Annotated in this window: 14 protein-coding genes; 4 read left to right on the top strand and 10 right to left on the bottom strand. The window is 71.7% G+C overall.

What is annotated here, in order from left to right:
* Positions 1 to 34: 34 nt before the first annotated feature.
* Together IT780_RS37695 and IT780_RS37690 are read right to left on the bottom strand one after the other, a co-directional pair.
* Complete coding sequence (locus IT780_RS37695) at positions 35 to 889, bottom strand: cation diffusion facilitator family transporter (protein ID WP_199516657.1); 855 nt, start codon at positions 887 to 889, stop codon at positions 35 to 37.
* 38 nt (positions 890 to 927) lie between these two features.
* A complete protein-coding gene (locus tag IT780_RS37690) occupies positions 928 to 1680 on the bottom strand; it encodes a ZIP family metal transporter (protein WP_199516656.1) in 753 nt (250 codons plus the stop codon).
* A 227-nt stretch (positions 1681 to 1907) separates the two neighbouring features.
* Between IT780_RS37690 and IT780_RS37685 the strand changes: the two genes are divergently transcribed.
* Positions 1908 to 2447 (top strand): DUF421 domain-containing protein, encoded by a 540-nt coding sequence (locus IT780_RS37685; RefSeq protein ID WP_199516655.1) that lies wholly within the window; start codon positions 1908 to 1910, stop codon positions 2445 to 2447.
* Between the two features lie 3 nt (positions 2448 to 2450).
* Here the strand turns inward: IT780_RS37685 and IT780_RS37680 are convergent, their stop codons facing one another.
* From IT780_RS37680 to IT780_RS37655, 6 genes are all read right to left on the bottom strand, one after another.
* Positions 2451 to 2816 (bottom strand): nuclear transport factor 2 family protein, encoded by a 366-nt coding sequence (locus IT780_RS37680; RefSeq protein ID WP_199516654.1) that lies wholly within the window; start codon positions 2814 to 2816, stop codon positions 2451 to 2453.
* A gap of 56 nt (positions 2817 to 2872) precedes the next feature.
* Complete coding sequence (locus tag IT780_RS37675; protein ID WP_233414165.1) at positions 2873 to 3952, bottom strand: enolase C-terminal domain-like protein; 1080 nt, start codon at positions 3950 to 3952, stop codon at positions 2873 to 2875.
* A complete protein-coding gene (locus IT780_RS37670; protein WP_199516652.1) occupies positions 3940 to 7023 on the bottom strand; it encodes an FAD-binding and (Fe-S)-binding domain-containing protein in 3084 nt (1027 codons plus the stop codon). The genes IT780_RS37675 and IT780_RS37670 overlap by 13 nt, the downstream gene beginning before the upstream one ends.
* On the bottom strand, positions 7020 to 8783 hold the full coding sequence (locus IT780_RS37665) for a thiamine pyrophosphate-dependent enzyme (RefSeq protein WP_199516651.1): 1764 nt from the start codon (positions 8781 to 8783) through the stop codon (positions 7020 to 7022). The genes IT780_RS37670 and IT780_RS37665 overlap by 4 nt, the downstream gene beginning before the upstream one ends.
* Positions 8784 to 8892: 109 nt before the next feature.
* The gene (locus IT780_RS37660) at positions 8893 to 9384 is read right to left on the bottom strand and encodes a general stress protein (RefSeq protein ID WP_199516650.1); all 492 of its coding nucleotides are present in this window, start codon (positions 9382 to 9384) and stop codon (positions 8893 to 8895) included.
* 111 nt (positions 9385 to 9495) lie between these two features.
* Positions 9496 to 10185 (bottom strand): hypothetical protein, encoded by a 690-nt coding sequence (locus IT780_RS37655; protein WP_199516649.1) that lies wholly within the window; start codon positions 10183 to 10185, stop codon positions 9496 to 9498.
* Positions 10186 to 10364: 179 nt separating this feature from the next.
* Between IT780_RS37655 and IT780_RS37650 the strand changes: the two genes are divergently transcribed.
* On the top strand, positions 10365 to 10718 hold the full coding sequence (locus IT780_RS37650; RefSeq protein WP_199516648.1) for a hypothetical protein: 354 nt from the start codon (positions 10365 to 10367) through the stop codon (positions 10716 to 10718).
* A 9-nt stretch (positions 10719 to 10727) separates the two neighbouring features.
* Here IT780_RS37650 and IT780_RS37645 read toward each other — a convergent pair whose 3' ends face one another.
* Entirely contained in the window at positions 10728 to 11105 is a 378-nt protein-coding gene (locus tag IT780_RS37645; protein WP_199516647.1) for a hypothetical protein, read from the bottom strand.
* Positions 11106 to 11281: 176 nt separating this feature from the next.
* Here IT780_RS37645 and IT780_RS37640 point away from each other — a divergent pair, with 176 nt between their 5' ends.
* Positions 11282 to 13456, top strand: coding sequence for an MMPL family transporter (locus IT780_RS37640; protein ID WP_199516646.1), 2175 nt, complete (start codon positions 11282 to 11284; stop codon positions 13454 to 13456).
* Between the two features lie 6 nt (positions 13457 to 13462).
* Here IT780_RS37640 and IT780_RS37635 read toward each other — a convergent pair whose 3' ends face one another.
* Complete coding sequence (locus tag IT780_RS37635) at positions 13463 to 14482, bottom strand: SDR family oxidoreductase (RefSeq protein ID WP_199516645.1); 1020 nt, start codon at positions 14480 to 14482, stop codon at positions 13463 to 13465.
* Between the two features lie 112 nt (positions 14483 to 14594).
* On the opposite strand from IT780_RS37635, the gene IT780_RS37630 reads away from it, so the two are divergent.
* Complete coding sequence (locus tag IT780_RS37630; protein WP_199516644.1) at positions 14595 to 16328, top strand: serine/threonine-protein kinase; 1734 nt, start codon at positions 14595 to 14597, stop codon at positions 16326 to 16328.
* The last annotated feature ends 2 nt before the right edge of the window (positions 16329 to 16330 follow it).

Below are 16330 nucleotides of genomic sequence, written 5' to 3'. Positions count from 1 at the left end.
CCCGATCATCCGTAGCGTGCGGTCCCGGGCCCGCCTACCCTGCCGCGGTGTCCGGAAACGGTGAACGGGCGGCTTCGCCGTCCACCGTCACCGTCACGTGTTCGATGGCCGGATGACGGAGCAGCTCGGAGCGCAGCTGGGCGACCCGGCGGACCAGGTACGCGGCCGGCTCCCGGCAGGTCGCCCGGGCCGGGGTGACCCAGGCGTTCACCAGCAGGCTGGACGGTCCCACGTACACGGCGTGCAGCTCATGGACCTCACCGACCCAGTCAGCCTGCGCGACCTGTGCCCGGATCGGCTCCAGCACGTCCGGCGGCGCCGACTCGTCGAGGAGCAGGGTCTTGGAGCGGCGCGCCAGCAGGAACGCCACGACGATGAGCAGGACGCCGATGCCCATGCTGCCGACCGCGTCCCACCCCGCCCAGCCGGTTGCCGCGTGCAGCAGGAGCGCCGCCAGGGCCACGACCAGGCCGATCAACGCCGCGGTGTCTTCCAGGAACACCGTCGTGGCGCTCGGATCCGACGCGCGTCTGAGGTGCTCGACCAGGGACCGTTGCCGCTGCTGCGACTCCGCTCGCAGCTGTTTGCGCGCGGTGTGCCACGAATAGCTTTCGAACCCGAAGGCGATCACCAGGACACCGATGCCGACCCACAGCGACTCCAGCGGCTCGGGCGTCAGCAGGCTGCGCACGCCCTCGCCGATCGACAGGGTCCCACCGACCAGGAAGATGCCGAGCGCCGCCAGGAACGTCCAGAAGTAGCGTTCCTGGCCGTACCCGAACGAGTGGCGGGAGTCCGGCTCCTTCTTCGCCACCGCGATCGCGAGGTTGGCGAGCACCGCCACGATCACCGTACGGGTGCTACCGCCATCGTTGTTCTCCTCAGCCACGGCGGCGGCCTACCCGGTCCTTCCGGGGTCGAACCCGCTCAACCGGCCTGGGACAGCGCGAACGCCACCAGGAAGCCGGCGACCGTGATCAGGCCGATGAGCAGGTGCGCGTTCTCGAAGGCCTCGGGGATCATGGTGTCGGCGATCATCGCGAGGATCGCGCCGCCCGCGAGCGCGGTGATGGCGGCGAGGACGGCGGCAGGTGCACCACCCAGCAGCGTGAAGCCCGCCACGGCGGCGAGACCGCTGATCACGGCGATGCCGGTCCACAGCCCGAACACGTACGCCTTCGACCGCCCGGCGTGCCGCATGCCGGCCGCGCTGGACAGGCCCTCCGGCACGTTGCTGATGAAGACGGCGGCGACCGTCACGACGCTGATCGCGCCGCCGCCCAGCAGGCTGGTGCCGATCACGATCGACTCCGGTATGCCGTCGAGCAGCGCGCCGAGCGCGAGCGCCAGGCCCGATCCGCCCTGTTCGTCCTCGGAGGGCTGCTGCTCACCGGACCGTTTGCGGTGCCGGGCGCCCCGCCGGGCGAGCAGGACGTTGCAGCCGGTGTAGATCACCGCGCCGGCGACCGCGCCGAGGGCGGTGGGGGTCAGTCCAGCCTGCTCGTGGGCTTCCGCGATGAGCTCGAAGGCCACGGCCGACAGCAGCACCCCGGCGCCGAACGCCATCACGGAGGCGATGATCTTCTGAGGTACGCGCGCCAGGTAGCCGACTGCCGCGCCGACCATGAGGGCGGAGCCGGCCAGAAGTCCCCAGCCACCCGCTTGCAACCATCCAGGCATGCGGCCGCCCTTGCCCCGCGTTCCGGCGCGCAAACGCCACCCGCGATCTTGCCCTGGCGCTCGATCGCCGGAACCGCGGCGTGAGCGCCGCGATCGATCGGGTGAAAGCCGGAGCCGCGGGGTATCGCGGGTCGACGACGGCGTCGTGAACCAGAAGCCCTTGCCCGGATCCTGCGTCTGCTGCAGGAGGTCGCGTGGCCGGGGGGCTCCGGACGGGAGGAGAGGCAGTGCGATTGGGTCTGACGTGGGGCGGCGCCGCTGCGGTGATCGTCTCCACCGTGTGCCTGTACACGGCGTTCCTGCTCATGCTCCGAGTGGTGGGGCAGCGGGCCTTCGCAGCCATGTCCAGCTTCGACATGGCCGCCACGATCGCGTTCGGCGCCGTCATGGGTCGTGCCGTCCTCGGGTACACACCGACGCTCGCGGCGGGCTTGCTCGGCATGGCAACGCTGCTGGCTCTGCGGGCCGTCTTCGGCGTCTTGCGACGCAACCACCGCATCGATCGTGCGCTCACCAACCTGCCGGTCCTGCTCATGGCCGACGGTGCGGTCCTGCACGACAACCTGCGCGCAGCGCACGTCATCGAGGATGAGCTGCGGCAGAAACTGCGGATGTCGGGCATTCACCGGTACGAGGACGTCGCCGCGGTCATCCTGGAACGCACGGGTACGATCAGCGTGCTGCGCCGGGGCGAGACCATCGCGCCCGAGCTGCTCGGCGACGTGCAGGGCCGGGAGCTGCTCGCCACACGCAACGTCCGCCCGTGACTGTCAGACCTGCGGCGTCTGCTGATGCACGAGCAGGCGCCAACCCTCGGGACGGCGTACGTAGGTGCTGCAGATGATCGCCCGGTACGGAGGTTCGCCGGGCCGGGCGGCAGTCGCCTCGTAGACCACCACGGCGGCGTCGTCGCCCAGCGGTGTCACGCGGCGTTCGACCAGGTCGTACCTCTGCCAGGGCGTCACACCGTCCCAGGACGCCAGCGTCCGGCTCTTGTCGAGCAGGGCGCCGGGCACGACGACGATCGCGTCGTCGGCGAACATCGTCGCGTAGAAGGCGGGGCCCTCACCCCGGCTGAGAGCCGCCCAGCCCGCCCGCTCCAAGGACATCAACTCGTCGGTGTCGGTTCCGGTCATCGTCGGCCGCTACCCGCACCGCATCGTGGCAAACGGGGACCGCCTGCCGCTGTCGCCTATGCCGAGCGCCACCGCTCGGCGTCGGCCTGCCGGAAGACCAGCCCGTTGCCCGGCGAGGAACGGTCGACGGCCACGGCGCCACCTTCGGCGCCGGCCGCGCCGTCGAAGAGCATGCTTTCGATGCGTACGTGGTCGTGGAACCACTCCAGGTGGCGCAGGTTCGGTGTCGCCGCGGCCACCGCCAGGTGCTGGTGGGGTGCGCAATGCCCGGACACCTCGAGGCCGTGCGCGGCGGCCACGGCGGCGGCCCGCTGGAAGCCGGTGATACCTCCGCACCGCGTCACATCCGCCTGCAGGCAGTCGACGGACGGCGCCAGGCGCTCGAAGTCGTCAAGGTCCCAGCCGTACTCCCCCGCCGCCACGTCCGCGCGGACGGAGTCACGGACCTGAGCGAGTCCCGGCAGGTCGTCGGAGCTGACCGGCTCCTCGTACCAGCGCACGTCGAGATCGGCCGCCGCATGCATGACCCGGATCGCCTGCTTGCGCTGGTAACCGCCGTTGGCGTCGACGAACAGCTCCGCCTTGCCGATGGTGGAGCGGGCAGCGGCCATCCGGGCCAGGTCCCGGGACACGTAGGTGCCCCACGATTCACCGATCTTGATCTTCACCCGTGGGATGCCCTGCTCGTACACCCAGCGGGAGAGCTGGGCGTGCTGCTGCTCCGTGTCGTAGGTGGTGAATCCCCCACTGCCGTAGACGGGTACCTCGGGACGGACCGTGCCCAGCAGGCGCGTCAGCGGCAGGTCGTGGCAGCGTGCCTTCAGGTCCCACAGGGCGTTGTCGGCAGCGGACAGCGCCAGAGCCCCGATGCCGCGACTGCCGGCGTTGCGCAGGCGCCGGTGCATCGCCGTCCACGCCGCCGGCACGTCGTCCGGGTCGATGTCCTCGACCGCCGCGGCGAGCATCCCGGTGACGACCTGCACGGTCGCGGCGGGGCCGTAGGTCCAGCCCAGGCCCGTGTGCCCCGACCCGGCGGCCCGGACGAGCACCAGGGTGGTGCTCGTCCAGGCCAGGGTGCCGTCACCCTCCGGCGCATCCGTGGGAACCGTGTAGGCGGAAGCGGTCAGCGCCGCCATCGCCGCCACCCGTATCCCAGCGTGGCCGCGGCCGTCGCGGCGACCACGGCGCTGGTCAGCCATCGCACCGGGCGCCCCGGGGCCGTGGGGCGGTCGGCCCATCTCTGTTCCGGCACGCCGCGCCCGTCGTCGCCGTCCAGCCCGGCCGCCAGCAGCTCGGCCAGGTGCACGCCGCGCCGCGCCCCGGAGTCGCTCTGCTCGACCTGCGTGCGGCAGCTGAACCCGTCGGCCAGGATCACGTCGCCGGGGTCGGCGTCGCGCACCGCCGGCAGCAGCACCCGTTCCGCGCACGCCTCCGACACCTCGTAGTGCCCCTGCTCGAAGCCGAAGTTCCCGGCGAGGCCGCAGCATCCGGAGTCGAGGACGTCGGCTTGGACGCCGGCCGCCGACAACAGCTTCGCGTCGGCGTCGTACCCCATGACCGCGTGATGGTGGCAGTGGGTCTGGATGTGCGCGGTCCGTCGCACGTGCGGCGGCTCCCAGCCGGGCGTGTGCTCGATGAGCAGTTCGGCCAGGGTCACGGTCTGCCGGCGCAGCCGTTCCACGTCCTGGTCGTGCGGGAACAGCTCTTCGGCGTCGCTGCGGAAGACCGCGGTGCAGCTGGGCTCCAGGCCGAGGATCAGGTGCCCGGCGCGCAGGTGGGGCCGTAGGACCTCGACCGTACGCAGCAGCACCCGTTTGGCCGTGTCGAGCTGCCCGGTGGAGATCCAGGTGAGCCCGCAGCAGACCTTCTGTCCGGGGACGACGACCCGCCAGCCGGCGTCCTCGACGACCTGTACGGCGGCCCGTGCGATGCCCGGGTCGAAGTGGTTGGTGAAGGTGTCCGGCCACAACACCACCTCGCCGCGCTCCCCGGAGCGGCCGGGGGTGTGCCGGGCGAACCACTCCTGGAAGGTTTCGGCCGCGAAGACCGGCACCTCCCGGCGGGTGTCGACACCGGCCGCCTTCTTGGCCAGCCAGGCGAGCCCTGGCGCGTGGGACAGCACGTTGACCAGCCGTGGCGCCGTCGCGGCCACGGCGGCGGCAGCAACCGGCAGCCAGCCCATCGAGTAGTGCGCGCGGGGCCGCAGCCGTCCCTCGTAGTGGTGGGAGAGGAACTCGGCCTTGTACGTCGCCATGTCGACGTTGACCGGGCAGTCGGCCTTGCACCCCTTGCACGCCAGGCACAGGTCGAGGGCGTCCTTGACCGCGTCGGAGCGCCAGCCGTCGCCAATCGCCCCGCCGCGGGCGGCGCCGTCGAGCATCTCGAACAGCATCCTGGCCCGGCCCCGCGTCGAGTGCTCCTCCTCCTTCGTGGCCATGTACGACGGGCACATGACACCACCCTCGTGGCGCCGGCACTTCCCGACGCCCACGCACCGCAGCACGGCACGACCGAAGCTGCCCTCGTCGTTCGGGTACTGGAAGTGCGTGGCCACGTCTCCGTGGTTGTAGTCCACGCCGAGGCGCAGCTGACCGTCGAGAGGATTGGGCGCGGTCACCTTGCCGGGGTTCATCCGGTCGTCCGGGTCGAAGATCGCCTTGAACTGGCCGAACGCGGTCACCAGCTCCTCGCCGAACATCACCGGCAGCAGCTCCGCGCGGGCCTGGCCGTCCCCGTGCTCGCCGGACAGCGAGCCGCCGTAGCGGGCCACGAGCTCGGCCGCCCGGTGCATGAAGGACCGGAACTGGGCGATGCCGTCGCTGCTGGTGAGGTCGAACGGTATGCGGCAGTGGACGCAGGCCTGACCGAAGTGGCCGTACAGCGACGTCTGCTCGTAGCCGTACTCGGCGAACAGGGCCTGGAGGTCACGCAGGTAGTCGCCGAGGTCGCCCGGGTCCACCGCCGAGTCCTCCCAGCCCGGCCAGGTGTCGGGCAGCCCCGGCACCCGGGCGGTCGCGCCCAGCCCGGACTCCCGCACCTCCCACAGCTGCTTCTCGTGCCGTTCGTCGTCGAAGAACGCCACCCGTACGTCGTCCCGGTCCAGTCCTAGGGAGTCCAGCACCCCGTCGGTGGCGCGGTCGACGTCGGCCTTGCTGTCGCCGCCCATCTGCACCATGAGGTACGCCCGTCCCTCGGGCAGCAGCTCCAGGGCGTCCGGGTGGAGATGCTTGGCCCGTTCGAAGTGGATTAGGTTGTGCTCGATGCCCTCGAGGGCGATGGGCCGGTGGGGCAGGATCCGGGGAACCGCGTCGCCCGAGGCGCCGACGTCGGGAAAGCCGATCATGACGAGGCTGCGCACCTTGACGATCGGCACGAGCTTCAGGCGCGCGCGCAGGACGGTGACGCACGTGCCCTCGGTGCCGACCAGCGCCTGCGCCACGTGGAAGTTCTTCTCGGGCAGGAGGCTGTCGAGGTTGTAGCCGGAGACCCGACGCGGGATGTCGGGGTACCGGGTCCGGATCTGCGCCAGGTACCGGTCCCGGAGGGTCCGCAGCTGCCGGTAGATCTGGGCCGGTCGGCCGCCGGCGGCGACGATCTGCTCGTACTCGTCCGTGGGCGTCTCCCCGACCCACATGCGGGTGCCGTCGTAGAGCAGCACCTCCAGCTCGACGATGTTGTCGACGACCTTGCCCGTACGCTGCGCCGTCGCCCCGCACGAGTTGTTGCCGATCATCCCGCCCAGGGTGCAGTGGTCGTGCGTGGCCGGCTCGGGGCCGAACTCCAGGCCGGTGTCGCGGAGCTGATCGTTGAGCAGGTCCAGCACGATGCCGGGCTCCACGAGGCAGGTGCGGCCCTCGGCGTCGACATCCAGCAGCCGGTGGCAGTACTTCGACCAGTCGATGATCACGGCGACGTTGGTGCACTCCCCGGCCAGGCTGGTGCCCCCTCCGCGGGAGGTGATCGGGGCGCCGTAGCGCCGGCACACCGCTACGGCGGCCACGCCGGCCTCGACGGTGCGGGGCACCACCACGCCGATGGGCACCTGCCGGTAGTTGGATGCGTCGGTGGAGTACGCGGCCCGGGACCCGGCGTCGAAGCGGACCTCGCCGTCCACCTCGGCCGTCAGGTCACGTGCCAGCGCGGCGACGTCGATGTCGCCGCCTCGGGGAACCCGGACGACGGGCGCGGGGAGCTTGACCGTGGTCATGCCCGAAGCTCGTTGATCTTGTCGCGGACCACCGTCGCCATCGTCGCCATCTTGTGCGGCTGGCCGCGCAGGAAGGCCTCGGTGAAATGCTTGGCCTGCTCGTACTTCACCTTGCCCGGCATCGGCGGCTCGTTCGGGTTGACGTCCACGTCCACCAGCGCCGGGCCCGGGTGCGCCAGCGCTTCCGCGATGGCGCTGCGCACGTCGCCCGGCTTGCTGACCTTGGCGCCGTACGCTCCGCAGCCGCGGGCCCAGGTGGAGAAGTCAGCCTCGGGCTGCTGGTGCCGGACCGCGTACTCGGGATAGCCGAGCACGATCTGCTCCCAGAGGATCTGCCCGTACGAATTGTTGTTGTTGACGACCACCTTGATCGGCAGCTCGTGCCGCACGGCGGTCAGGAACTCCGCCATGAGCATCGCGAACCCGCCGTCGCCGACGTACGCGACGACCTGCCGCCCGGGGAAGGCGTGTTGCATCGCGATCGCGTACGGCAGCCCCGGCGCCATGGTGGCGAGGTTGCCGGACAGGTAGAACTGCCGGTCGCCGCGAATCGTCCAGTGCCGCGCGGACCACGTCGCGATCGTGCCCGAGTCACAGGTGAGAATCGCGTCGTCGGCGGCGAGGTCGTCGAGCACGCCCATGACGTACTGCGGCGCGATCGGGTCCCGGCTCTCGTCCTCGAGCGCGGCCATGTCGGCGCGCCAGGAGTCCATCTCCTTGCGGTACTTCGCCAGGAAGGACCCGTCCCCGCCGGTCAGCATCGGCAACAAACCCTGCAGCGCCTTCTTGGCGTCTGCGGCGACGGGCGCGTCGATCGGCATGCGCAGGCCGATCAACGTGGCGTCGGAGTCGATCTGCACCACCTTCACCTCCCCGGGCTCGGGCAGGTACTTCCCGTACGGGAACGACGTGCCGACCATGAGCAGCGTGTCGCACTCCTCCATGGCTTCCTCGCTCGGCTTGGTGCCGAGCAGGCCCAGGCCGCCGGTGGTGACCGGGTGGTCGTCGGGGACCACGACCTTGCCGGGCAGGGTCTTGACCACCGGGGCGCCCAGCCTCTCGGCCACCGCGATGACCTCGTCGCGGGCGTGCTTGGCGCCGACACCCACGAGGATCGCCGGCTTCTTCGCGGCGTTGAGCACCTCGGCGGCCGCCCGCAGCTCGCGCTCACCGGGGGGCAGCTGCGGCCTGTCGAGAGCAGGCATGCTGGTCGTGGGCCGCCCTGGCCCGACATGGCGGTAAGGATCCTCACCGACATCGGCCACCTGGATGTCGGTGGGGAACGTCAAGTGGGAGACGGTCCGCTTGATCAGTGCGTTGCGGATCGCCAGATCCACCACTCCCGGCACCTGCTGCGGGTTGCTGATCATCAGGTTGTAGTCGGCCACGTCCTGGTAGAGCCGGTCGAGATGCACCTCCTGCTGGTACCGGCTGCCCAGCATCGACGTCTCCTGCATGCCCGTGATCGCCAGCACCGGCGCGTGGTCCAGCTTCGCGTCGTACAGACCGTTGAGCAGGTGGATGGCGCCCGGGCCCGAGGTCGCCGCACAGACGCCGAGCCGGCCGGTGGCCTTGGCGTAACCGGTCGCCATGAACGCGGCCGCCTCCTCGTGGTGCACGAGGACGAACTTCAGCCTGTCGGAGTGCCGCCGGAAGCCCTCCATGATCCCGTTGATCCCGTCGCCGGGGAGCCCGAAAACGGTGTCCACCCCCCAGGCGATCAATCGCTTTGCCAGGCTCTCCCCCACGATCTCGGGCATGGGTAACCCCTTCCGTCACGACGGTCGACATCCGGTACGACGACCGGCCGGCGGCGCACCTACCCGGGCGCGCGCCGGGCAAACGGCCGTCCCGGAAGCCCGCGCCGCCTCACCGCTCGGTGAGCACCCGGACCGCGTGATCGGCCAGATCAGCGTCGACGAGCACGTCGTAGTGGGACGCCGTCAGCGTCGGCGGGGTGGAGAAGGACCGACGCCCACGGGTGGCGGCATAGCCCACCAGGGCGATGGTCGCGCCCAGCACGGCGCCCAGCGCGGCGGCGTTGACGACCAGCCACCACGTCGACACCGACGACGTCACCAGATCGAAGAGCCCGAGAAGCCATCCCGTCAGGGCGCCGACGATCAGACCGGACACCGCCCCCCGAGCCGTCACCTCCCCGGTCGACAACCGCCCGGTCCCCCGGTCGGCGAAAGTGAGGCCGCGGCCCACGATGCTCGTGCGGCCTGCCGGGATCCCGGCCTCGGCGAGAGCCTGGACGGTGCGCTCGGCCTCGGCGTGATCCTCGTGCACCGCGATCACCCGCTGGGCCACCCCCAGCTGGGCCGCGCTGCGTGCAGGCTGATGGTCGTGGATGGTCATCGTCGCCTCCCTCATCGGTACGAAGCGGCAGCCCTACCCGGAAGCCCAGCGGTGAAATCGCTGGATCGGACGCCTGACGTCGCGTCCACCTCATGTTCGGGCGGTCGTTCGTCAGCGGCTCGCCCGGGCGAAGGTCCACGTCAGGTCCGGGCCGTTGGCACGCGTCCGCAACCGCAGCGTCTCCCCCTGGCACTCGTACGTCCCGCCGCGCAGGATCGGCTGCACGTCGACGGCGCCGCTGGCGCCCGGGAGGGCGTCACGGTCGATGTCGGCGAGGCTCACGTCGTCCAGCAGCGTCACGTCGAACGGCTTGTCGAGCCGTACGGTCGCGCTGAGATCACTCCAGCTGATCTTTCCCTGCGGATCCCACCGGCCCGTGCCGTTGTCCCCCTGGAACGCCACGGCGCCCCGGAACGAGCCCTTGTAGGCAACCTGGCCACGGACGTCGGCTCCGGCGGCCTCGGCGGTGAAAGTCAGCGGCCGGGAGGCCTTGAAGTCCACCTCGGTCCGGCCGTCGTCGCCCACGGTCAGCACGGTGCCCGTCCCGCCCGCGATGCGGCCCCGCACGTCGCCCAGGTCGCCGGTCGACGCGACCCCGGTCGCCCGCCACCGGCCGGTGACGCAGGACGGCGCCGTACCGGCGGGGGCGCTCGGGGGCACGGAGGGTTCGGCCGCCGGTGAGCTCGACGTGGCCGGCGCGGTGGTGCCGCCGCTCGCCGACGGAGTGTTCCCGCTGTCGTCGCTGCATGCTGCGGCACCGGTCAGCAGGACCGCTGAGAGCACGAGCCTGTGCACGTTCATGATGGTCACCCTCTTCGGAGTCAATCGATGGAAAGGCGGATGTCGATGCCCGGGACAACCGCCGTTTCTGTGACGGCTGCATGACGATTTGTTGACCGTTCGCCGGGTCGGCCGTCGTTTCCGCCGTCTGCCTCTCGGGTAGGCGCGGCACGAAGCCCGCACGACAACCGGGAGGGACCATGATCAGGCTGGAGACACGCCGCGATGACGCGAGCCGATGGCGACTCGTCGTCCGGACCTCGTCCAGGGCTGACGTGCTCGCCCACGAGGCCGGCGGACGGGACCGGCCGCCCTGGCCGGAGGCGGTCGCGCAGTTACGGGAGGGAGCAGGCGAGCTGGAGGTCGTCCGCGACGAAACCATGCACTTCCGCTGGCTCCTGCACGCTGCGGACGGTTCCGTTGTGGCCGAGTCGCCTGCCGTGCACCGTGACGCCGGCCTCTGCCGGATCAGCTACGCCAACGCCCGGCGCGCCGCGGGTACGGTGCTCGGACGGCTCCGGCCGACTGTCTCCGGTGCCCGGTCCGGCAGCTGACCGCGCGCCTCACCTGCTGCTCCGGCTCTCCTGACGGCATTGCTCGGCGAGGCGGTCGACGTCGGTCTGCGCGTGCTGAAGATCGTTCAAGATTCTCTGCAACTTCGCGGTCTGCAACCTGCGCAGCGCTCCGGCGGCCTCATCACCGCCCGCCAGTGCTGCGCGAGCCCGCTCCAGACCCTGAGTGCAGCTGGCCGGAACGGTGATCTGGCCCCCGCTGGGTGCGACGCCGACCGGGATGTCACGCGCAGGCCCGGAGAGCTCGGCGTCCGCGCCCGGCCGGATCAGGGCGAAGACGGCGGCGCCCAGTACGGCGCCGACAAGGAAAGTCAGAACGGGCACGAGCCACCGGGCACGCCGGCCTGCACCGGATCCGTTGTCGGCCATGACGAGTCCTCTCCGCGGGGACCCGGCCATACCCCGGCATGCGAAGCCGCAAGCGGCCGTGGCGGTGTGTGAGGCAGGCCCGTTGAGGGGTAGGACCGGCCTCGATTCCGGCGGCCTGGCCCTTCCGGGCGCGCCGCCGGACGAACGGAGGTCGCCATGTCGTGCCCGGTGCGCTCGTGAGCCGGCGTCCCGATGCACCGGACGGGCCGGCGCTGGGCTTCGCAGGGCGCCTGATCCGCGCCCGGTGGATCGTCGTGGCCGTCTGGGCCGTGCTCGCTCTGACGGCAACCGGTGTGCCGTCCGCAGGCGGCGGTGTGGACGGCTTCGTGTCCGCGGACAGCCCGCCGATCCAGACCGAGCTGCAGTCGTTCGAACGCTTCGGTTTTCCCCTGCTCAGCAGGGTGGCCGTGGTCCAGCGCGATCCGGCGGGTCTGACGAACCTCACCCAGGCCGAGGCGGTGGCCCGGGCAGCCGCCGTGACCCAGCAGCAGTACGACGACACGGGACCGATCCTCGGTGCGATCCCCGTACCCAACAGCTTCGGCTGGTTCCCCGGCAGCCGGGAGAGCGGCACCACCATCATGACGCTGCTCTTCATCCCGCCGGACGTCGGCTTCTCCGCGCAGTTCCGCGCGGCGCAGACCTTCGCCGAACGCCACTTCGGCCCGGAGGACCACGTCGTGGGCGTCACGGGAACCGTCCCGGCGCGGGTCGAGCAGGGCGAGGTGGTGGGCCGGTCCCTGCCCACCGTCGAGCTCGCGACCCTCGCGGCCGTCCTCCTGATCGTCGCGGCGGCCTTCCGTTCCCTGGTGGCACCCCTGCTCACGTTGATCACTGCCGGGGTGGCCGTCCGGGTCACGCTCCAGGTCGCCGCGATGGCCGGCGCGGCGCTGCACGTCGACATCCCCAGCGAGGTCGAACCGCTGCTGGTCGCGCTCCTGCTCGGCGTGGTCACCGACTACATGATCTTCTACCTGTTCGCGCTGCGCCGCGAGCTGGCCGACCACGACCGGCTGGCGGCCGCCCGCCGGGCCACCCGCAGCACCGGCCCCATCGTCGCCGTCGCAGGGCTGACCGTGGCGTGCGGCACCGGCGTGCTGGTCGTGGCCGAGTCGGCCCTGTTCCGGGCCTTCGGACCCGGCATGGCCCTGGCCGTCCTGGTCGGTATGGCGGTGGCGACCACGCTGGTACCGGCCCTGCTGGCCATCCTGGGGCCCGCCCTCTTCTGGCCGGGCGGGGGCAGGATCACCACCGGACGCCTCGCCCGTACGGCGCTGGACCGGCGCCGGCGCCGCATCCGCCGGCTCGTCCGGCCCCGGATCGCCCTGCCCGTCCTGCTGGCCGGACTTGTCGTGCTCACGGCCGCCGCCCTGCCGGTGCGGAACATGGACATCGGCCTGTCGTTCGTTCCGTCGCTACCCGCTGACAACGAGGTCAGCCGGGCGGCGGCGGCCGCCCGGGCGGGATTCGCCGACGGCATCGTGTCGCCCACCGTGCTGCTCGTGCAGGGCAAGGACGTGGCGCAGCAACGCGAAGCGCTAGCACGCCTGCAACGGATGCTCGGCGGGCGCTCCGGTGTGGCGGGTGTCATCGGCCCGGCCGACCAGCCGTCTCGCGAGGCGGTGGGGTTGGTGCTGGCCCGGGACGGGGACGCCGCCCGTTACCTCATAGTCTTCGACAGCGCGCCGCTGGGAGCGACGGCGATCGACACGCTCGCGGCGCTACGTACCGATCTGCCGGCGCTGCTGAGCGCCGCCGGGCTTTCCGATGTGACCGCCGACCTGGCGGGCGACACGGCGATCGGCGAGATGGTGGTCCGGCAGACCACCGACGACCTCGAGCGCATCGTGGTGGCCACGCTGCTCGTCAATCTGCTGATGGTGATGTTCTTCCTGCGGGCGCTCGTGGCGCCGGTGCTGCTGCTGGGGATGAACGTGCTCGCGCTCGGGTCGGCCCTCGGGATCACGACGTGGTTGTTCGACACCGTCCTGGGCCATGACGGGCTGACGTTCTATGTGCCGTTCGCCGTCGCGGTGCTGCTCGTCGCGCTCGGGTCGGACTACACGATCTTCACGGTGGGTCACGTGTGGCAGGAGGCTCGGCGGCGCCCGCTGCGGGAGGCGCTGGTTGCGGTCGTACCGCCCTCCTCGCGGACCGTGACCACCGCGGCGGTCACGCTCGCGGCCACCTTCGCCCTGCTGGCGGTGGTGCCGCTGCGCCCGTTCCGGGAGATCGCTTTCGCGATGTCGCTCGGCGTCCTGATCGACGCCGTCCTCGTCCGGTCGCTGCTGGTGCCGGCGATGCTGGCGCTGCTCGGCCGAGCCAGTGGGTGGCCCAGCCGGCTGCGCTGAGGCGGATCAGCGGCGCCGCGCGAGGCCGAGACCGGCGAGGGCCACGGCAGCCGCGCCGGCGAGCGCCTTCCGGTGCATCGACGTCCACGACCACATGTCGCGTGACTTCGCCTTGGCGTCGAACATGCCGTGCGCGCCCCGGTCCGCTTCGTCGTCGCGCGGCTCGAAGACGTTGCTCCCGTACCGTGGGCCCTGCGCCGCCGTGAGCTGGCCGCCCACCGTCTTGCGGGCCATGTACCAGTCCAGGAACCACGGCGCGACCCGGTTACCGAGGATCGTGTACGCCGTGGAGACCCCGACCCACATGTTCCGCCTCGGGTGTTCGGCCAGGAAACGGACCGCTCGCGCGGCGATCTCCGGCTGGAACACCGGCGGTACGGGTTGCGGGTGCTCGTCGAAACTCGTCGCGTTCCAGTCGAACTGGACGGTGTTGACCCCGGGAAGCTGCACCATGCAGACCTTGACCGCGCTGCCGCAGTGCTTCAGCTCCGTGATCACGCTCTCGGTGAACCCCTTGACCGCGTGCTTCGCCCCGCAGTACGCCGCCTGCAGGGGGATGCCGCGGAACCCCAGCGCGCTGCCCACCTGCACGATCACTCCGCGGTCACGCGGACGCATGTGCTCGAGCGCCACCCGCGTGCCGTTCACCTGACCGAAGTACGTGACCTCGGTGATCCGCCGGTACTCCTGCTCGGGGATCTCCCAGAAGTACCGCAGGTCCCCGGCGAACGCGTCGTTCACCCACAGGTCGATCGGCCCGAGCTCGCGCTCGACCGCGGCGGCCGCCGACCGGACCTGCGCCAGATCGGCCACGTCGGTCGGCACGGCCAGGCCGCGGCCGCCGGCGGTCTCGACATCCTTGACCGCGCCGTCGAGCCCGGCACGGCCCCGGGCGAGCACCGCGACATCCCACCCGTGCCCGGCCAGCTCCCGGACGACGGCGCGGCCCACACCCGCGGATCCGCCGGTCACCACAGCTGTTCGACGCTCAGCCACTTCGTCTCCTCCTCGATGAGCGGTTCGCATGACGACGCGCGTACCCGGCGGCAGCCACCGTGACGCAGCTCCGGTCGTTTCCGGATCCAGCTCCCGGGTACGGCCCCGCGGGCCGGAACGGTCCGACGGAGGGGGTAGAAGCGTGCATGTCCTGGCTGACCGGTACCGGCTCGTCACGCCGATCGGCAAGGGCGGCATGGCCGCGGTGTGGCGGGCCGATGATCTGGTCCTGGACCGTACGGTGGCCGTCAAGCTCCTCAGCCCCGGTCTCACCACCGATGCCGTGCCGGGTGACCTGATCCGCCGGGAGGCGCGAGCGGCGGCGAAGCTGTGTCATCCGCACATTGCGGCGGTCTACGACTACGGCGAGGAGGCCGTCGGGGACGCCATCCAGCCGTACATCGTCATGGAATACGTTCCCGGGTCCACCGTGGCACAGCGAATCGCACGCGACGGGCCGATGGAGTGGCCGGATGCCGCCGCTCTGGGCGCCGAGGTGGCGAGCGCTCTGGCGGCCGCACACGGCATCGGCCTCGTGCACCGCGACGTCAAGCCGGGCAACGTGATGCTGACGTCCGCCGGGGCGAAGGTGGTGGACTTCGGCGTGTGCGCGGCCGCCGGCGACCGGCCGACCGACGCGGCGGGACGCATCTGGGGCACGCCGGCCTACCTACCGCCGGAACAGCTGCACCAAGGCGAGGCACTGCCGGCCGGCGACGTGTACGGCCTCGGCCTGCTGCTGTACGAATGCCTCACCGGCCGCCCGCCGTGGCGCCTGACGGGCGTGGACGAGGTTCTGGCCCAGCGCCGCCGCATTCCCGTGCCGGAGCTGCCGGAAGCACCCAGCCTTCCTGCCGACGTGACCCGTCTCTACCACCGGTGTCTCGCGGCAGCCCCGCAACACCGTCCGTCGGCCGAGCAGGCCGCGACCGTGCTGGCGCTCGCCGCCGAGGGACGGCAGGTCCTGCGACGCGGCGTTCCGGCGATCGCCGCCCAGGCCCACGGCATGGCGGCCACTGTCGCGCACCGGCGCCCGGCGCTGTCGCGCAAGATGGCGGTGACGGTGGCGGCGCCCGTCCTCGTGGCAGCCGGGCTGCTGGCCGTGCAGCTACCCGGCTCGGGATCGCCACGCGACGTTGCTGAGGCCGACATGCCGGCGCAGGACCGGACGGCCGCGGTTCCGTCGTGCGCCGCCGAGTACACCGGCCGCCGCGACGGCGCCGGTTCGTTCACCGCACGGTTGCGCATGACGAACACCGGCGAGCGCACGATGCGGCACTGGACGTTGCGGTTCATGGTGCCGGACGGGCAGCAGGTCGCCGAGACCTCCGGCGGGACGTGGACGCAACACCGCGGCACCGTACGCATCAAGGCCGCCCAGCCGGTGGCTCCCGGCGGCACCGTCACCATGTCCCTCTCCGGCACCGTCGACGCGCACAGCGACGAGGTGCCCGACGGCTTCGCCGTCGACGGTGTGGCGTGTGCCCGCGCGGTGACCCGGGTGCGAGCGTCGACAACCCCTCATGCGGTACGGCCGGCCCGGGCGACACACACCGGCTCCTCCCCCGACGGTCCACGACGGCGGGCCACGCGCTCCACCACATCCCCGCCGTCCGCCACCGATCCCACCGCGCCGGTCTCCCCGACGAGCCGGGCACCGGAGCCTGATCAGTCATCCGGTTTCCCCTCCCCGGAGCCCCGGCCGACGAGGTCGGCCGGGGCTCCAACGGTCAGCCCGTCCACCGGCGCCACTGTCCCGGACGACCCGCCGGCCACGCGTCCGGAGCCGAGCACCTCGGCTCCGGCCCATGAGCCTGACAGCGCTCCCTCCACCGGGCCGCCCCGACCGGCCACCGAGAGCCCGAGCCCTCGATGACC

The organism is Nucisporomicrobium flavum (assembly GCF_016464385.1).
Taxonomy (GTDB): Bacteria; Actinomycetota; Actinomycetes; order Mycobacteriales; family Micromonosporaceae; genus Actinoplanes; species Actinoplanes flavus_A.
The sequence above is the reverse complement of the archived record's forward strand: the minus strand, read 5'-3'. Positions and strand labels throughout refer to the sequence as shown.